This is a genomic window from Stenotrophomonas sp. Sm6012 (assembly GCF_030985895.1).
GTDB lineage: Bacteria > Pseudomonadota > Gammaproteobacteria > Xanthomonadales > Xanthomonadaceae > Stenotrophomonas > Stenotrophomonas forensis.
The window spans coordinates 1-16,752 of record NZ_JAPTFX010000103.1; the positions used below are offsets into that span (position 1 = coordinate 1).

The window sequence follows — 16,752 nt, forward strand, 5'->3', positions numbered from 1 at the left end:
GTTGCGGGGGCGTGAGCGCCATGGATGGCGCGACCGAGCCTACATGGACGTATTTACGGCGTCCCCCGCAACCGGACCCATCCCGCCATCCCACGGATAGCCCGCTGTTGCTGTTGCTTCGGCTGTTGCTTCGGCTGTTGCTTCGGCTGTTGCTTCGGCTGTTGCTTCGGCTGTTGCTGTTGCTGTTGCCTGCAGCAGGTGCAGGGCGCAGCCCTGCAGACAACCCCTTCCCTGAGCATTCCGCGCACTGCTTTGAGCGCCGCGCACACGCTGGCCACGGCACGCTGTCCGGCAACGGAACCGCCCGTCATCCACCGAGAACCACCATGACCCTGCATCACCTGCCCCTGCGCAGCGCCCTGCTGCTGGCCCTGTCCGTCCTGCCGCTGGCCGCCCAGGCCGAAGCCACTTCGCCCGCTCCCACCCAGCAGGTGCCCGGCGTCTACCACCAACGCGTCGGCACCCTGCAGGTCACCGCCCTGTTCGATGGCGTGGTCGCGCTGGGCCGGCAGGAAGTGATGGACGTGCCGCCAACGCTGGTCAGCCGCCTGCTCGAGGGGCGCTACGTGCCGGAAGACACGAAGGGCCTGCAGACCGCCATCAACGCCTTCCTGGTGCGCCAGGGAAACCACCTGACCCTGGTCGATACCGGCACCGCGCAGTGCTTCGGCCCCGGCCTGGGCCAGGTGCTGGGCAACCTGCGTGCCTCCGGCGTGGACCCGGCCGAGGTGGACGAGGTGCTGCTCACCCATGCCCATCCGGACCACCTGTGCGGCGTGCTCGACGCGCAGGGCAAGCCGGCCTATCCGAATGCCACCGTGTGGCTGTCCAGGGCCGATGCCGATTACTGGCTCAATCCGGCCAGCGAGGCCACCGCGCCGAAGGGCGTGCGCTTCGCCTTCCCGCTGGCGCGCAACGCGGTAGCGCCGTACCAGGCCAGCGGCCACCTGCGCACCTTCAACCCCGGCGATGCGCTGCCCGGCGGCGCGGTGGCAATGGATACCCACGGCCACACCCCGGGCCACGTCTCCTACCGGTTCGACAGCCAGGGCCAGTCACTGCTGGTGTGGGGCGATGTGCTGCACTTCCACGCGGTGCAGTTCGCACATCCGGAGGCTGCGTTCGAGGCCGATTCGGACCGCAAGGCGGCCACGGCCAGCCGTCGCGGCCTGCTGCAGCAGGCCAGCGCCAAGGGCTGGTGGGTGGCCGGTGCGCACCTGCCGTTCCCGGGCCTGGGCCATGTGCGCAGCGAAGGCCAGGCCTATGCGTGGGTGCCGGCGGAGTATTCGCCGTTGAAATGATGTGCCGACCAGGGTCGGTACCCACCCGATCGGGTAGCGCCCGGCTGCCAGCCGGGCGACGGGGGAATGCTTATTCCAACCCCAGCCAGCCGCCGATCACGCCGCGGGCTTCGTCCACGCCGGTACGGTCCTCGCCGGAGAACACCTGCACGCTGACGCTGTCGCCGTAGGCCGAGTGCAGCTCCTTGCGCACCTTCTGCAGGGTCTGCATCTGCTGGCTGCGGCTGAGCTTGTCGGCCTTGGTCAGCAGCGCGTGCGCCGGCATGCCGCGCTGCACCGCGTAGGACAGCATCTGCCGGTCGTAATCCTTCAGCGGGTGGCGGATATCCATCACCACCACCAGGCCCTTCAGGGCTTCGCGGGTGCGGAAGTACCGGTCGATGAAGGCCTGCCAGTGCGCCTGCAGGTCCAGCGGCACCTTGGCGTAGCCGTAACCGGGCAGGTCGACCAGGTGGGCGTCCGGGGTGATCTGGAAGAACACCAGCTGCTGGGTGCGGCCGGGGGTCTTGGACACGCGGGCCAGGGCGTTCTGCCGAGTCAGCGCGTTGAGGGCGCTGGACTTGCCGGCGTTGGAGCGGCCGGCGAAGGCCACTTCGGCGCCTTCATCGGGCGGCAGCTGCCGCACGTTGTGGGCCGAGAGGTGGTAACGGGCGCGTTCGATGAGCAATGACATGTGCCTAGGATCGCATGTTGCGGCGCCGCGCGCCCGTTCCCGGCGCCGCTGGCCGGGAAAATGCTGCACTGCTGCGTTGACCGTGCGCGGAAACGCCGTTGATAATCCGGGCGATGCCGGCGGCCACCGCCCGGCCCGGTCCATACGGAGCTTTAGCATGCGCCACGCTCGCGTTCTTGCCGTATCCGCCCTTGCCACTGCCGTAGTCGTTGCCGCCGCTGCGTTCGCGCAGACCACATTGACCCCGCTGCCTGACAACGGGCCGATCAAGACCGCCTCGCTGGAGGTGGATTTCAGCAAGACCCACTGGGGCGATGCCAAGGCAGGCCAGACCAAGGCCTCGGCCTGCGCGGCCTGCCACGGCGCCGACGGCAATTCCACGGTTGAGATGTACCCGTCCATCGCCGGCCAGAGCGAACGCTACGTGGCCCAGCAGATGGCCCTGATCGCCAACGGCCAGCGCAGTTCCGGCGCGGCGGTGGCGATGGTGCCGTTCGTGCAGAACCTCACCCCGCAGGACATGCGCGACATCGGCGCGTTCTTCGCCACCCAGAAGGCCACGGCCGGCATCGCCGACGACACCGCAGTCACCGACGGCCCGTACAAGGGCATGAAGTTCTACGAGATCGGCCAGCAGCTGTACCGCGGTGGCGACGCCAAGCGCGGCCTGCCGGCCTGCATGGCATGCCATGGCCCCAGCGGCGCTGGCAATCCGGGGCCGGCCTATCCGCATCTCGGTGGCCAGCACGCCAGTTATGTCGCGCGCCGCCTGCAGGAGTACCAGGCCGGGCAGACCCATGAGACCGACAAGACCCATTTCCAGATCATGGCCACGGTCGCGCAGAAGCTGAGCGAACAGGAGGTGCAGGCGCTGTCGAGCTACCTGCAGGGCCTGCACAACAAGGCCGACGACCTGGCCGCTACGGCCACGCCGACGCAACCGGCTGCCGCCCCCTGACCACCACTGGTCGGCCCGGTCCGCCACCGCGGCCCCCGCCTGCGGTATGTTTCCTTCACGCCGGCGACCGCGCCGGCGTTGCTTTTTTCAACGGAGATGCGTGTCGATGAGGTTGATTCCCCGCCTGCTGTTGTCCCTGCTGGTCCTGCTGCCGCTGGCCGCCAGTGCCGCCACCCCTGCCAACGCACCGCTGGTGGAAGGCAAAGACTACGAACGCATTGCCCAGCCGGGCCCGTTCCAGCCGCTGGCCGGGAAGATCGAAGTGGTCGAGGTCTTCGGCTACACCTGCCCGCACTGCGCCCATTTCGAGCCGCAGCTGGAGGCCTGGGCCGCCAAGCTGCCGGCCGACGTGCGCTTCACCCCGGTGCCGGCCGCCTTCGGCGGCGCCTGGGATGCCTGGGCCCTGGCCTACTACGCCGCTGACGAAGTGGGCGTGGCCAAGCGCAGCCATGCGGCCGTGTTCAAGGCACTGCACCAGGACGGCGCGCTGCCGATGCAGAACATCTCGGCCGATGAGCTCGCCAACTTCTACAAAGCCTACGGCGTGGCCCCGGACCGTTACCTGCAGGCGCTGCGGGGCGAGGCCGTGCAGAAGAAGGTCGATGCCGCCCGCGCGTTCGCCCAGCGCACCAAGGTGCCGGGCACCCCGGCCATCATCATCAACGGCCAGTACCTGGTGCGTGGCAACAGCTTCGACGACCAGCTGCGCATCGCCTCGGCGCTGATCGCCCAGGCCCGCGCGGCCCGCGGCCGCTGAACCAACACCCACCATCGACACGGCGCTGTCGCCGCCGCGTGTCATCATTTCCCTCTGGCCGGTGCCTGACGCCGGCCCCACCATTCCAGATGCTGGAGACGTTTCCATGAAGACCCGTTTCGCCGCCCTCGCCCTCGCAGCGCTGCTGCCGATCCTGGCCGCCTGCAAGGCCGATGACGGCAGCGCCAACACCACCGCGGCTCCGGCCGAACCAGCACCGGCTCCGGCCAGCACCGAGCCGGCGACTCCGGCGGCGGGCGCCGAGGGCGCTGCCCCGGCCGCTGCCGAAGGCGACAAGGCTGCGGCCGAAGCCGCTCCGGCGGCCGCTCCGGCCCCGACCACCGCCGCGCTGACCGGCCCGGCCCCGGTGGAAGGCGCCGATTACCAGGTCATCCCGAACGGCCAGCCGTTCCAGCCGGCCGCCGGCAAGATCGAAGTGACCGAGATCTTCGGCTACGTCTGCCCGGCCTGTGCCGCGTTCCAGCCGCTGGTCGGCCCGTGGAAGGCCGGCCTGCCGAGCGACGTGAACTTCGTCTACGTGCCGGCCATGTTCGGCGGCACCTGGGATGACTACGCCCGTGCCTTCTATGCCGCGCAGACCCTGGGCGTGCAGGAGAAGACCCACGAAGCGCTGTACGCCGCCATCCACTCGCAGAAGACCCTGAAGGGCGAGCGCGGTCGTGACTCGGTGGACGACATCGCCAAGTTCTACGGCGCCTATGGCGTGGATCCGAAGCAGTTCGCCGCCACCATGGGCAGCTTCGCGGTGAACGCCAAGACCAACTCGGCCAAGCAGTTCGCCCAGCGCAGCCAGATCAGCGGCACGCCGTCGATCATCGTCAATGGCAAGTACCTGGTGAAGGGCAAGAGCTTCCCGGACATGCTGCGCATTGCCGACCACCTGATCGCCCGCGAACGCGGTGCGGCCCAGGCTCACTGATCCAAGAGACGTTTTCCCCGGCCGTGAATTCCCCCCGTACACGGACCCTGCGCTTGCTGACGGCCAACATCCAGGCCGGCTCAAGTACCCGCCGCTACAGCGACTATGTGACCCGCAGCTGGTCACATGCGCTGCCGGCGGGTCGCAAGCGCAGCAGCCTTGACGCGATTGCCACCTTGGCGCGCGAACATGACATCGTCGGCCTGCAGGAGGCCGACCCGGGCAGCCTGCGCTCGGGCTTCACCAACCAGACCCATTACCTGGCCCAGCGCGCCGGCTTCAATTACTGGAGCCACCAGCCGAACCGGCGCATGGGCGGGGTCGCCTCCAGCGCCAACGGCCTGCTGAGCAAGCTGGAACCGGTGGAAGTGCAGGACCACGCCCTGCCCGGCCGCATCGGCGGGCGCGGCGTGCTGCTGGCCAAGTTCGGCGACGGTACCGACGGCCTCGCCGTGGCGGTGGCGCATCTGTCACTCGGCGCGGGCTCGCGGATGTCGCAGCTGGGCTTCATCGCCGAGCTGCTGTCCGACCATCCCAACGCGGTGCTGATGGGCGATTTCAACTGCCTGGCCGAACGCCCGGAAATGCAGGTGCTGTACCAGAAGACCCGGCTGCAGCCGCCCGGCTGCATCGTGCCGACCTTCCCCAGCTGGCGCCCCGACCGCGCCATCGACCACATCCTGGTCAGCAGCGGGCTGCAGACCCGCACCGTGGAGGCCGTACCGGCCGCGTTCTCCGATCACCTCGCCCTGGCGATGGCGATCGACGTCCCGGCCGACGCCCTGCGCTGAAAAAGGGGACGGAGGGGATTAAGTCGTTTGTGGCACAAACGACTTAATCCCCTCCGTCCCTTTTTTCATGCGGTGACCGGCACCTTCAGCCTTCGCGCGGTCATCGTGCTGCCCACCGAGGCCAGCACGGTGCAGCCGATCGCCAGCCACTGCAGCCCATGCAGGTGCTCGTGCAGCAGCAGCATCGCCCACAGCGCGGCCACCGCCGGTTCCATGCTGATCAGGATGCCGAAGGTCTCCTTGGGCAGGCGCTTGAGCGCCATCATTTCCAGCGACATCGGGATCGCACTGGATACCAGCGCCACCAGCAGCCCCGCCGCCAGGATCTTCGGATCGAGCAGCGCGCTACCCGCATGCACCACGCCCACCGGCACCACCACCAGCGATGCCGCCAGCAGCCCCAGCGACACCGAATGCCCGGCGTGCAGGTGGCCGGCGCGCTTTCCGAACACGATGTACAGGCCCCAGCACGCCGCCGCACCCATGGCATACAGCACACCGGCCGGGTCCAGCGCCGGGCCGCCCCCCAACGGCAGCAGCAGCAACAACCCCACCACCGCGCAGCCTACCCAGACAAAGTCGATCGGTCGTCGTGATGACAGCATCGCCACCGTCAACGGCCCGGTGAATTCAATGGCCACCGCGATGCCGAAGGGAATCGTGCGCAGGGCCATGTAGAACAGCAGGTTCATCAGGCCCAGGGTGAGCCCGTAGCGCAGGATGGTGATCACATCCACGCGGCTGGTTTTCCAGCGCCACGGCCGCCAGAACAGCAGCAGCAACAGCGCCGAGAAGCCCACGCGCAGCGCGCTGGTGCCCTGGGCGCCGATCAGCGGGAACAGGTGTTTTGCATAGGAGGTGCCGATGGCCAGCGAGGTGACCGAGCCCAGCACCGCCAGCGCCGGCAACATCGGCGCGAATCGTGAGGTCTGCATGGGCAAAGTCTATTGCGCCCACGCCGAGCACTTGGCTCAATTGACAGCCCGTTCGTGCAATTTCTGCTCGCCATGGCCATCGCCCCCGTGCTCGACAGTTTCGACCGCGCCATCCTCGACCTGCTGCAGCGGGACAACACCCTGCCGCAGCGCGAAATCGCCGAGGCCGTGCACCTGTCCACCCCGGCCGTGCAACGCCGGATCAAGCGCCTGCAGGACAGCGGCGTGATCGCGGCCAATGTGGCGGTGGTCGCCGCAGCCAAGGTCGGGCGACCGCTAACCATCATCGTCGAGGTGCGCGTGGTCAGCGAGCAGCGCGAGCGCGTGGCGCCGTTCAAGCGCCGCGTGCAGGACGACCCGGCGGTGCAGCAGTGCTACTCGATCACCGGCGACGGCGACTTCCTGCTGCTGCTTTCAGCGGCGTCGATGGAAGAATACGAGGCGATCACCGAGCGCCTGTTCGGCGGTGATGGCAACATCGAGCGCTTCCGGACCTCGGTGGCACTGGGGACGCTGAAGCGGAGTTTCGAAGTGCCGCTGCTACCGGCCCTGTAGAGTCGAGCTTGCTCGACTGCCCTTTGACGACTCCCCTTTGACCGCAAAGCAACAGCCGTCGAGCATGACTCGGCCCTACATTCTGCAGACATGAGCATACTGAATTCCCCGGCCCGTCGATTGCGCCGCTGGTTGCTGCGCGGCCTGTGGCTGGCCATCGCCGTGGTTGCGGGGGTCGTACTGTGGAACAGCCCGTGGGCGGCCGCACCGAAGATGTTGTGGACACTCGCGCGGATGCCCGCCGCCACCGCGCTGCCGGTGCCGGTGCAGGGCGTGCGCCCAAGGCAGATCGCCGACACCTTCGGTGCGCCGCGCGGTCGTGACCGCACGCATGCGGGTATCGACATCTTCGCCAAGCGCGGTACGCCGGTGCGCAGCGCCACGCCTGGCGTCGTCGCCGATGTCAGCGAACGCGGGCTTGGCGGCCGCCAGGTGTGGGTGATCGGGCCGGGACGGGAACGCTACTACTACGCGCATCTGGAAAGCTGGGCCGACGGTCTGGCACGCGGCCAGGTGGTCCGGCCCGGCGACCTGCTCGGCCATGTCGGCGACAGCGGCAACGCCAAGGGCACGCCGCCGCACCTGCACTGGGGCATCTACGGTTCCCAGGGCGCGCGCGACCCGCTGCCGCTGCTGCGCTGACCCCTTGGCCGACCAGGCTCGACGCCACGCCCGGCCAGACGCATCATCGACCGCAGTGACAGGGAAGCACACCGATGACCCGCCTTCGCACCATCGCGCCGTTCGTCACCCTGGCGCTGCTGGTCACCAGCTGCAGCACCGTGCAGGCACGCCGCGACCCGTTGTGTGCGCATCTTCTTGCCTTCGCCAACAGCGCCTCGATCGGCACCCAGCCGGCGATTGAACTGGTCAGCGACTGGAGCAGCTTCAGCAAGCACTGCACGCATGGCGGCACCCCTGCGGGCAGGCAGTTCTGCGATTGGCTGCTGCCCAATACGTCCACCGAATTCGCCACGATCAACATCCAGCGCACCCTGGCCTGCCTGGCCGCCGGGACGAACTACGCCGGCTCGGAACGGCTGTTCCCGGAATACGTGACCGGAAAGGTGCAGTCCCTGGATGTGCGCGGACTCGACGAGGACGTAGTGATCACCGTCGAATACGCCGTCGGCATCGAGGGGGAACGGCCGCGCATGAAGGTCCAGGCCGAACGCCTGCCACCGCCGGACTAGATCGGCCGCGACAGCATGCGCACCGCCCTCGCCCATTTGTAAACGACAACAATTCCCATTACGCTATTTGCGTTTTGCGGACGGCCAGGACGGTTCGTCCGTGCTCGCATTGCCCAGCCACCGCCCTGAACGCAGGGTTCCGCCAGCGGCGTGAGATCCCCACCAGCCGCGGCGCCAGACCATCCGGGAAGCCGGTCGGACGCACGCACGTGCCCGTCCAGGAACCCCAATGATCCGTTCGACCTCCCCCGTTCTGCCACATCGCCTGTCCGCGGCGGTGCTGTCCGCCCTCAGCCTGGCCATCGCCCCGGCCGCCTTTGCCGACACCGCCGCCGACCCGACCACCCTCGACAAGGTCGTGGTCAAGGGTGAGCGTGCCGAAGGCTATTCGGTGCGCCGTACCTCCGCCGGTACCCGTTTCGACCTGGCACCGCGCGAGATCCCGCAGTCGATCAGCATCATCAGCCACCAGCGCATCGAAGACCAGAAGCTGGACGACATCATCGACGTGCTGGCCAACACCACCGGCGTGACCAGCACCCAGTCCGACAGCGAGCGCACCGAGTTCTACGCGCGTGGGTTCTACATCGATGCCTACCAGTTCGATGGCCTGCCGACGCAGATGGTGCAGAACTGGAGCTACGGTGATTCCGGCCTCGATCTGGCCCTGTACGACCGCGTGGAAGTGGTGCGCGGTGCCACCGGCCTGCTCAGTGGTGCCGGCAATCCGTCGGCATCGGTGAACCTGATCCGCAAGCATGCCGACAGCGCGGAACTGACCGGCAGCGTCTCGGTGAACGTGGGCAGCTGGGGCCGCACCCGCACCACCGTGGACGTGGGCAGCGCGCTCAATGCCAGCGGTACCGTGCGTGGCCGCGTCATCGGCAGCTACCTGGATACCGACGGCCAGATGGACCGCTACAACCAGCGCAAGACGCTGGGCTACGCGGTCATCGATGCCGACCTGACCCCGGACACCCAGCTGAGCGTGGGCTACGACTACCAGCAAAAGCGCGCCAATGGCGCCACCTGGGGCGGCTTCCCGATGCTGTACTCGGACGGCAGCCGCACGCCGTATGACGAGTCCTTCAATGCCAGCCCGGACTGGACCTACTGGGACACCACCAGCAAGCGTGCCTTCGCCACGCTGCAGCATGCCTTCAGCAACGGCTGGAAGTTCAAGATCGGCGCCACCCACGACGAGACCAAGGCCGACGACAAGCTGTTCTATCCGGCCTACAACAACTGGGTCACAGGGGCCTCCAACTTCAACAAGACCACCGGTGCTGGCATCTCGCCGTCGGCCGGCTTCTACAACACCGAGCGCAAGGTCAACGCCATCGACGGCTACGTGGATGGTCCGTTCCGCCTGTTCGGCCGCGAACACCAGTTCATGGCCGGCCTGAGCTACAACAAGCGTGAATACGCCAACTACGGCGACTACCAGGTGGGCGGGGCCAACCTGCTGTGGGATCCGTTTGCCAGCTACTTCAACTGGACCGGCAACATCAGCCAGCCCAACTGGAACCCGCTGGCGCTGGCCAGCCGCGGCACCATCACCCAGAAGGCCGGCTACCTCGCCACCCGCCTGTCGCTGGCCGACCCGCTGAAGCTGATCCTCGGTGCGCGCTACACCGACTGGAAGAGCGAAGGCGAGAACGATGACCGCGAACACAAGGTGACCACGCCCTACGCCGGCCTGGTGTACGACATCAACGACACCTGGTCTGCCTACACCAGCTATACCGAAATCTTCCAGCCACAGACCGCGCGCGACCGCAACGATCGCTACCTCGATCCGGTGGATGGCAAGAGCTACGAAGTGGGCGTCAAGGCCGCTTGGTTCGACAATCGCCTGAATGCCTCGCTGGCGGTCTTCCGCATCGAGCAGGACAACGTCGCCCAGGCCACCAATGAACCGATCATCGGCCGGCCCGGCGAACTCGCTTCGATTGCCGCGCGTGGCACCGTCAGCCGCGGCTTCGAGTTCGAAGTGAACGGCGAGCTGGCACCGGGCTGGAATGCCACCTTCGGCGCATCACGCTACGTGGCCAAGGACATCAACGGCAGCGACATCAACACCAACCTGCCGCAGACCGCGTTGAAGCTGTTCACCAGCTACACCCCGCAGTCGCTGCAGGAACTGACCGTCGGCGGCGGCGCCAACTGGCAGAACCGCATCTACTACACGGTGCCGGCCTATGGCCGCATCGAGCAGAGCGGCTATGCGCTGGCCAGCGCCTTCGTCCGCTACCGTATCTCGCCGGAGTTCAGCGTGCAGGCCAACCTCAACAACCTGCTGGACAAGAAATACCTGTCGCAGATCAATGGCTACGGCGCGTTCGGTGATGGCCGCAACGGCTCGCTGACCTTTACCTGGTCGTTCTGATGCAAACGGCGCCGGGGTAACCCGGCGCCGTTCATTCCGTAGCGTCGAGCGCCGCACCGGGAGGTTCCCGGCGTGGCATCCCGAGGTCAGAAACGCAGGTCCGCGCGCAGGTACCAGTAGCGGCCACGCGGGATGTCGTAGGTCGAGGCGTCGTAGCCGTTCAACGAACACGACAGGCAGATCGGCGGATCCTTGTCGAAGACGTTGTTCAGGCCAGCGGTCAGCTGCAGCCCCTTCATCCAGTCGATCTTGTAGCCCACCTGCATGTCGTGGAAGGTGGTGGCCGACAGCGTGTTGGTGCCGGCCGCCTGGTTGCTGCACACCGGGAACACCGCAGCATCACCGCAGTTCTCGGTCAGCTCGGAGATGTGGCGCACCGTCCAGTTGGCGCTCCAGCGATCCATCGTCCAGCCGATGCTGGCGTTGCTGGTCCACTCCGGAATCGAACTGTCGGCCACTTCCACGCCGGGCTTCTGCGGCTGCTTCTGCCCGGCCGCACCGGTGGCCTCGTAACGGCCGACGAAGGTGTTCTTCCAGGCCAGCTTGAACTGGCCGATGGAGGTCTGCGGCAACGTCCAGAACAGGTCCACGTCCCAGCCATCGGTCTTGATCGACCCCAGGTTGGTCAGGCGGTTGTTGAAGCTGCTGACCGCACCGGTGCTGGCACGGGTGATGCCATTGCAGTAGATCGGGTCCAGCGTATCCACGCACAGGTCCAGCTGGGTCTGCGCGTTGATCGCCTGGATCGCGCCGTCGATGGCATGGCGATAGAAGGTCACCTCCACATCGAAGCGCTCCGACCACGACGCGTTGTTGCCGAACCACGGGCTCCACACGAAGCCGGCGCTGAAGCTGCGCGAGCGTTCCGGATCCAGCTCGCGGTTGCCGCCGGTGGTCACCGAGATCTGCGAGTTGGCCTGCTGGAAGCCGGCCGGTACGCCCAGCGCGGTACAGTTGGCCGCACTGCCACGCGGCGGCGTGCCACCCAGGCCCACCGAGCACGGATCGAACAGCTGCAGGTCGGCACGCGCGGCCGAGCCGTACAGTTCACCGATCGACGGTGCGCGGAAGCCTTCGGCATAGGTCGTGCGCAGCACGAAGTCGTCGGTCACCTGCCAGCGCAGGCCGTACTTCGGCGTGAACTCGCCACCGAAGGTGGAGTAATCCGAATAGCGCCCGGCCAGGCTGAGATCGAGCTTCTTGCCGAATGAGGAGTCGGCGAAGATCGGCACGCTCAGCTCCAGGTAGGCCTCGTTGACGTCATAGGAGCCGGAGGTCGGCTGCGACGGTACGCCGTTGTAGTGGCCGATCACCGTCAGCGGATCAGGCTGGTAGGAACCTTTGTACCTGCGATGCTCGACGCCGGTGGCGAAGGACACCGGGCCGGCCGGCAGCGAGAACAGCTCGCTGGACAGGTTGGCGGTGAACAGGCTCAGTTCGTTCTGGCTGCGGTCGCGCACCACCGGCTGGATCCACTTCAGCATGTCCGGGGTGATCGAGCCGACGCCACCGAAGATGTTCAGCGGCACGCAGCCCGGGGTCGCGGCGCACACCGCCGGATCGCCCAGTGCCATGTTCACCTTGTAGATGTCATAGCTGCCGTAGTTGGTCTGTTCGGCCTTGTTCTTGCTGTACATGCCGTTGACATCCCAGTACCAGCTGCGGTCGGCGGCATGGAAGTCGCCGACCAGGCCGGTGGCGAAATAGGTGGTGTCCACCTTCTGCTTGAACACGCGCGCACCGCCTTCCACCGGGCGGCGGCCGATCAGGCTCATGTTGTCGCCAGACACCAGGTCGAAGCCGAACGGGTTGTACGGGTTCAGGCGCGAGACCACGATGTTGTCGGCCAGCGGATTGCCGGTGGCACCGTCGGGGCCGAAGAACAGCGGCTCCGGCCCGGCCTGGTTGGTCGACTCGCGGCGGTTGCCCAGTGCCTTGACGTACCACTGCACGTTGTCGGTGATGTCGAAGCGGAACTGGCCGAACAGGCCTTTGCGCTCCGACGGCGTCAGCACCATGTTGTATTCGGCGAAGTTGAAGCGGTCGGCGCTGGTGAAGCAATGGTAGTCATCGGTGCGGTTGCAGCCGGCGCTGCCGTCGTAACGCGGATTGCTCACGCCGGTATTGGGCACGATGTTCTGCGAGGCGCCGGTGTTTGGATCGACGAAGGCGAAGCGGCCCTGCGGAATGCCGCCACTGCCGAACGCCAGGCCGGTGCCCGGAATCGGGAAGCGCGACTGCTCGCGGTCCTTGGCGAACACCGGGTCCTGCTTGGTCCAGCTGGCGCCCAGGAACAGGCTGAAGCGATCGCCGCTCTTGCCCCAGGCCAGGTCAACGCCCTTCTGCGTGCCGTCGCCCTTGCTGTATTCGCCGTAGTTCAACGTCACCTGGCCGCCATCGAAATCGCGGCGGGTGATGATGTTGACCACGCCGGCAATGGCGTCGGAGCCGTACAGCGATGACGCACCGTCCTCCAGCACTTCGATGCGTTCGACGATGGCCAGCGGAATGGTGTTGAGGTCGGTGGCCGAGCCCACGCCGGACGCGGACGATTCATTGACCCAGCGGATGCCATCGACCAGCACCAGCACGCGCTTGGCGCCCAGGTGGCGCAGATCAACCTGTGCCGAACCGGCGCCCACGCCACTGCCATCGGGCGGGAAGCCGAAATTGCCGGACGAATTAAACTTGGCATTGAGCGCCGACCCGGACCCGGTGAGCTGCTGCAGCACCTCGCCGATCGAGGTCAGGCCGGTGCGCTCGATGTCACCGCGGGTCAGCGTCTGGATCGGTACCTGGCCTTCGACTTCAGCGCGCTTGATGCGGGTACCGGTGACTTCCACCGCATCGAGGTTGGTGGTGGATTGTGCAGCGGCACCCAGCGGTGCCAGGGCCGTCACGCACAGCGCGACGGCAACCGCCAACGGGCGGTGATGCAGGTGAATCATTCGCTCTCTCTCCAAAGGAATGTCGGGACATGGACTGCCGCGCTCCCCCCTGCATGGCGGCAGCGTCTCCTTTGTAAACAAGCGGTAAAAATCACGGCGTGATGATCGACACTCTTTCACGCGGAATTGACGCAATTGACAGCTGATTACGTCAAATAACGACAGATTAAGACCGGACGGTACTGTTCGCCGTGCGCAGCACAGATGCCAGCTGCGACAGCGCGCGCCGAGATCAACCGTCTTTCATCAAGCCGTCTTGCCAGTGTCGCCACGGACGGTCGAGTGCGTCCACGCGCAGGCCGTGCTGGCTGACAGCCAGCAGCACACGCGCCATGTCCTGGTAATCGGTGTCGTCGGCGGTCGATAGGCGCACCGCCGGGCGACGCGGCAGTGGCAGCTGCTGCGCCTGCGCCAGTAGCTGCTGCAGCGCCGGCATATCCAGCGGTTGTCCCTTCAGGAACATGCCCCCTGCGGCATCGATGTGCAGATCGATCGATTCCGGTGATGATTGGTACGGCCAGGGCGGGCACCAGGTGCGCTGCTGCAACGGCAGGACGCCGATGGCCTGCGCCGTTGGAAGCGTGGTGATCACCAACACCAGCAGCACCAGCAATACATCCACCAGCGGTGCCAGATTGAGCGTGGCCATCAGTGGGGTCGCGTGCTGTGTCCCGTATCGCATACCGCGCTCCGTCGCAGGAAGGGTGGCCTGCCGATGGCAGGCCGCCCGTTGACCCACTCACCGCACGAAGGCGATGCGCTCCATGCCGGTCGCCTCGGCGGCGGCGAGGATCCTGGCCATGCCTTCGTATTCGGCCGCCGGATCGGTGGCGATACGCAGCTCCGGCAGGTTGCCAGCGTGCTCACCCGCCTGCGCCTGCAGGCGCGCCTGCAGATCGCCGATCGCCATCGGTTGCCCGTCCCAGCTCAGCTGGTTGGACGCATCCAGGCGCAGCTCGATCGGCGCTGGCGGTTCGGGGCGATCGATCGTGCGATCGGCGGCCTGTGGCAACTGCACGGTAATCGGCCGGGCCACGATCGGCGCGGTCACGATGAAGATGATCAACAGCACCAGCATCACATCCACCAGTGGCGTGACATTGATCTCCGCCAGCGGGCCGCCTCGTCCTGCGCTACTGAACGCCATGTGCCGCTCCTGCAGCCGGGCCGTTCGCCCAAGGCCGACACTACGGCGCGTGCCGCCCCGAATGGCAGTGCCGGTGTCCGCAACATTCAGCTGCCGTTGCCGAGCTGCGGCGTGCACGCAATGCGAAACTGAATTCAGCCAGCGCCCGCTATGCTGGGCGCCATGACCCGACGCTCTTCGACCGCCCTGTCCCTGCTGCCCTTGGCCACCACGCTGCTGATCGGCTGCGCCAATGCCCAGTCCCTCGATGCCCAGAATGCGCAGCTGAAAGCCGCCATCGCTGCCGCCGAGCGCGGCCAGTTCGATCCCGGCCAGGCCGGTGCGCTCAGCCGCCACCCGGCCTATGGCTGGCTGGAGTACGCCAACCTGCGCCGCAACATCGATACCGTCGATACCGCACAGGCACAGGCCTTCCTCAAGCGCTACGACGGCCAGGCCGTGGCCACCACCTTCCGCAGCGTGTGGCTGCCCTCGGTCGCGCGACGCCAGGACTGGCCGACCCTGCTCGCCAACTGGGCGCCCACCGACAACGCCGGCCTGCGCTGCGCCCAGCTGACCGCGCGCCAGGTGACCGGCAAGGTAGATCCGCAGTGGATCAGCGAGGCACAGGACCTGTGGCGCAAGAACGGCAAGTCGCTGCCCGACGGCTGCGATGCGGTTTTCGCCGTGCTGCAGGCGCACGGCGGGTTGAGTGACGCGCTGCGCTGGGAGCGCATCGACGCGGCCGCCGACGCGCAGCAGCCGGCGGTGATGCGCAGTGCCGCGCGCGGCCTGCCCGCCACCGACCTGGCACTGGCCAACACGTACGCCGCCTTCGTCGACAAACCCAACGCCAGCGCACTGAACTGGCCGCGCAACGAGCGCAGCCGGCGCATCGCCACCGATGGCCTGGCCAAACTGGCCAAGGCCGACCCGGGCGCCACCGAGCAGCAGTTGCCGCAGTACGCGCAGGCCCTCGGCCTGAGTGCCGACCAGCAGGGCCAGGTGCTGTACCAGATCGCGCTGTGGACGGTGGCCTCCTATCTGCCGGAGTCGGCGCGCCGCCTCAATGCGGTGCCGGAGTCGGCGTATGACGAGCGCCTGCACGAATGGCGCGTGCGCGAGGCCATGTCGCGTGGCGACTGGCCGGCGGCACTGACCGCGCTGCGCAAGATGGGCAGCAAGCAACGCAGCGACCCGCGCTGGCGCTACTTCGAAGGCCGCATGCTGGAGAAGACCGGCCAGGCACAGCAGGCCCAGGCGCTGTTCCGCGATGCCGCACGTGCCCCCACCTTCCACGGCTTCCTCGCCGCCGACAAGTTGCAGCAGGGCTATACGCTGTGCCCGTGGAAGCCGAACGACAGCGCGCAGGCGCAGGCCGTGATCGCGCGCGACCCGGCCATCCAGCGTGCGATGGCGCTGTACCAGATCGACCGCACCGGCTGGGCCGTGGCCGAATGGAACAGCGCGCTGTCGCGCTTCGATGACACCCAGCGCCGCCTCGCCGTGCGCGTGGCGCAGGACAACGGCTGGTTCGACCGCGCCGTGTTCGCACTCGGCAAGCAGCCGCAGGAACAGCGCCTGTACGACCTGCGCTTCCCGCTGCACCACGACGCCACCATCCGCCGCGAATCGGCACGCAACGCCATCGACCCGGCCTGGGTGGCGGCGGAAATCCGCGCGGAGAGCACCTTCACCCCGCGCGCGCGCTCGCCTGCCAACGCAATGGGCCTGATGCAGGTGTTGCCGGCCACCGGTGCCGGCGTGGCCAAGTCGATCGGCCTGACCGGCTACGGCGGTGCCGACAGTCTGTACGACCCGGACACCAACATCGCCATCGGTACCGCGTACCTGCGCCAGCTGATGAACAAGTACGACGGCCTGCCGTACGTGACCATCGCTGCCTACAACGCCGGCCCGACCCCGACCGCCCGCTGGCAGGGCCAGCGACCGGGCTTCGATCCGGACCTGTGGATCGAAACGATCAGCTACAAGGAAACCCGTGAGTACGTGGCCCGCGTGCTGGCCTTCAGCGTGATCTACGACTGGCGCCTCAACGGCGATGCGCTGCCGCTGAGCGACCGCCTGATGGGCCGCCTGGTGGACAAGCGCAAGAGCTTCAGCTGCGCCGCCAACGCCGACCAGGGCGGCGATTGATCGCAACACGGTAGTGGGGGGGGGGGGGG

Annotated in this window: 15 protein-coding genes; 10 read left to right on the top strand and 5 right to left on the bottom strand. The window is 67.3% G+C overall.

Going from position 1 to position 16,752, the window contains the following annotated elements; translation table 11 throughout:
* The first annotated feature begins 326 nt into the window (after positions 1-326).
* Positions 327-1,301 (top strand): MBL fold metallo-hydrolase, encoded by a 975-nt coding sequence (locus O0J73_RS15900; protein ID WP_308309119.1) that lies wholly within the window; start codon positions 327-329, stop codon positions 1,299-1,301.
* A gap of 70 nt (positions 1,302-1,371) precedes the next feature.
* On the opposite strand, the gene yihA is transcribed toward O0J73_RS15900, so the two are convergent.
* The gene (gene yihA / locus O0J73_RS15905) at positions 1,372-1,974 is read right to left on the bottom strand and encodes a ribosome biogenesis GTP-binding protein YihA/YsxC (RefSeq protein ID WP_008268050.1); all 603 of its coding nucleotides are present in this window, start codon (positions 1,972-1,974) and stop codon (positions 1,372-1,374) included.
* A 157-nt stretch (positions 1,975-2,131) separates the two neighbouring features.
* Here yihA and O0J73_RS15910 point away from each other — a divergent pair, with 157 nt between their 5' ends.
* The 4 genes from O0J73_RS15910 to O0J73_RS15925 all read left to right on the top strand — a co-directional run bounded on the left by O0J73_RS15910 (position 2,132) and on the right by O0J73_RS15925 (position 5,420).
* Positions 2,132-2,932, top strand: coding sequence for a c-type cytochrome (locus O0J73_RS15910; RefSeq protein WP_197564717.1), 801 nt, complete (start codon positions 2,132-2,134; stop codon positions 2,930-2,932).
* A gap of 106 nt (positions 2,933-3,038) precedes the next feature.
* The gene (locus O0J73_RS15915; protein ID WP_006469771.1) at positions 3,039-3,689 is read left to right on the top strand and encodes a thiol:disulfide interchange protein DsbA/DsbL; all 651 of its coding nucleotides are present in this window, start codon (positions 3,039-3,041) and stop codon (positions 3,687-3,689) included.
* A gap of 106 nt (positions 3,690-3,795) precedes the next feature.
* Positions 3,796-4,629 (top strand): thiol:disulfide interchange protein DsbA/DsbL, encoded by an 834-nt coding sequence (locus O0J73_RS15920; RefSeq protein ID WP_053450787.1) that lies wholly within the window; start codon positions 3,796-3,798, stop codon positions 4,627-4,629.
* A gap of 53 nt (positions 4,630-4,682) precedes the next feature.
* Entirely contained in the window at positions 4,683-5,420 is a 738-nt protein-coding gene (locus tag O0J73_RS15925) for an endonuclease/exonuclease/phosphatase family protein (protein ID WP_180879119.1), read from the top strand.
* Between the two features lie 65 nt (positions 5,421-5,485).
* Here O0J73_RS15925 and O0J73_RS15930 read toward each other — a convergent pair whose 3' ends face one another.
* Positions 5,486-6,355: an EamA family transporter gene (locus tag O0J73_RS15930; RefSeq protein ID WP_308309121.1), complete on the bottom strand. Its 870-nt coding sequence runs from the start codon at positions 6,353-6,355 to the stop codon at positions 5,486-5,488.
* Positions 6,356-6,427: 72 nt separating this feature from the next.
* Here O0J73_RS15930 and O0J73_RS15935 point away from each other — a divergent pair, with 72 nt between their 5' ends.
* The 4 genes from O0J73_RS15935 (at position 6,428) to fhuE (ending at position 10,492) form a co-directional block, all read left to right on the top strand.
* On the top strand, positions 6,428-6,910 hold the full coding sequence (locus O0J73_RS15935) for an Lrp/AsnC family transcriptional regulator (RefSeq protein ID WP_308309122.1): 483 nt from the start codon (positions 6,428-6,430) through the stop codon (positions 6,908-6,910).
* 90 nt (positions 6,911-7,000) lie between these two features.
* Positions 7,001-7,552: a M23 family metallopeptidase gene (locus O0J73_RS15940; RefSeq protein ID WP_308309123.1), complete on the top strand. Its 552-nt coding sequence runs from the start codon at positions 7,001-7,003 to the stop codon at positions 7,550-7,552.
* Positions 7,553-7,626: 74 nt separating this feature from the next.
* The gene (locus tag O0J73_RS15945) at positions 7,627-8,103 is read left to right on the top strand and encodes a hypothetical protein (protein WP_308309124.1); all 477 of its coding nucleotides are present in this window, start codon (positions 7,627-7,629) and stop codon (positions 8,101-8,103) included.
* A 229-nt stretch (positions 8,104-8,332) separates the two neighbouring features.
* Positions 8,333-10,492, top strand: coding sequence for a ferric-rhodotorulic acid/ferric-coprogen receptor FhuE (gene fhuE / locus O0J73_RS15950; protein WP_308309125.1), 2,160 nt, complete (start codon positions 8,333-8,335; stop codon positions 10,490-10,492).
* An 86-nt stretch (positions 10,493-10,578) separates the two neighbouring features.
* Here fhuE and O0J73_RS15955 read toward each other — a convergent pair whose 3' ends face one another.
* The 3 genes from O0J73_RS15955 to O0J73_RS15965 form a co-directional block, all read right to left on the bottom strand.
* The gene (locus O0J73_RS15955) at positions 10,579-13,440 is read right to left on the bottom strand and encodes a TonB-dependent receptor (RefSeq protein WP_308309127.1); all 2,862 of its coding nucleotides are present in this window, start codon (positions 13,438-13,440) and stop codon (positions 10,579-10,581) included.
* A 232-nt stretch (positions 13,441-13,672) separates the two neighbouring features.
* On the bottom strand, positions 13,673-14,122 hold the full coding sequence (locus O0J73_RS15960; RefSeq protein ID WP_308309128.1) for a biopolymer transporter ExbD: 450 nt from the start codon (positions 14,120-14,122) through the stop codon (positions 13,673-13,675).
* Positions 14,123-14,179: 57 nt separating this feature from the next.
* Positions 14,180-14,587: a biopolymer transporter ExbD gene (locus O0J73_RS15965; protein ID WP_308309129.1), complete on the bottom strand. Its 408-nt coding sequence runs from the start codon at positions 14,585-14,587 to the stop codon at positions 14,180-14,182.
* Between the two features lie 150 nt (positions 14,588-14,737).
* On the opposite strand from O0J73_RS15965, the gene O0J73_RS15970 reads away from it, so the two are divergent.
* Positions 14,738-16,723 carry a transglycosylase SLT domain-containing protein gene (locus tag O0J73_RS15970; protein WP_197564708.1) on the top strand — a complete coding sequence of 662 codons (1,986 nt, stop codon included), beginning with the start codon at positions 14,738-14,740 and terminating at the stop codon, positions 16,721-16,723.
* Positions 16,724-16,752 lie beyond the last annotated feature (29 nt).

What these genes read in the sequence shown, in the direction of transcription:
- O0J73_RS15920 (WP_053450787.1), top strand. Translation starts at nt 3,796, where the DNA reads ATGAAGACCCGTTTCGCCGCCCTCGCCCTCGCAGCGCTGCTGCCGATC.
- O0J73_RS15900 (WP_308309119.1), top strand. Translation starts at nt 327, where the DNA reads ATGACCCTGCATCACCTGCCCCTGCGCAGCGCCCTGCTGCTGGCCCTG.
- O0J73_RS15960 (WP_308309128.1), bottom strand. Translation starts at nt 14,122, where the DNA reads ATGCGATACGGGACACAGCACGCGACCCCACTGATGGCCACGCTCAAT.
- O0J73_RS15915 (WP_006469771.1), top strand. Translation starts at nt 3,039, where the DNA reads ATGAGGTTGATTCCCCGCCTGCTGTTGTCCCTGCTGGTCCTGCTGCCG.
- O0J73_RS15940 (WP_308309123.1), top strand. Translation starts at nt 7,001, where the DNA reads ATGAGCATACTGAATTCCCCGGCCCGTCGATTGCGCCGCTGGTTGCTG.
- fhuE (WP_308309125.1), top strand. Translation starts at nt 8,333, where the DNA reads ATGATCCGTTCGACCTCCCCCGTTCTGCCACATCGCCTGTCCGCGGCG.
- O0J73_RS15930 (WP_308309121.1), bottom strand. Translation starts at nt 6,355, where the DNA reads ATGCAGACCTCACGATTCGCGCCGATGTTGCCGGCGCTGGCGGTGCTG.
- yihA (WP_008268050.1), bottom strand. Translation starts at nt 1,974, where the DNA reads ATGTCATTGCTCATCGAACGCGCCCGTTACCACCTCTCGGCCCACAAC.
- O0J73_RS15970 (WP_197564708.1), top strand. Translation starts at nt 14,738, where the DNA reads ATGCTGGGCGCCATGACCCGACGCTCTTCGACCGCCCTGTCCCTGCTG.
- O0J73_RS15945 (WP_308309124.1), top strand. Translation starts at nt 7,627, where the DNA reads ATGACCCGCCTTCGCACCATCGCGCCGTTCGTCACCCTGGCGCTGCTG.
- O0J73_RS15935 (WP_308309122.1), top strand. Translation starts at nt 6,428, where the DNA reads ATGGCCATCGCCCCCGTGCTCGACAGTTTCGACCGCGCCATCCTCGAC.
- O0J73_RS15955 (WP_308309127.1), bottom strand. Translation starts at nt 13,440, where the DNA reads ATGATTCACCTGCATCACCGCCCGTTGGCGGTTGCCGTCGCGCTGTGC.
- O0J73_RS15910 (WP_197564717.1), top strand. Translation starts at nt 2,132, where the DNA reads ATGCGCCACGCTCGCGTTCTTGCCGTATCCGCCCTTGCCACTGCCGTA.
- O0J73_RS15965 (WP_308309129.1), bottom strand. Translation starts at nt 14,587, where the DNA reads ATGGCGTTCAGTAGCGCAGGACGAGGCGGCCCGCTGGCGGAGATCAAT.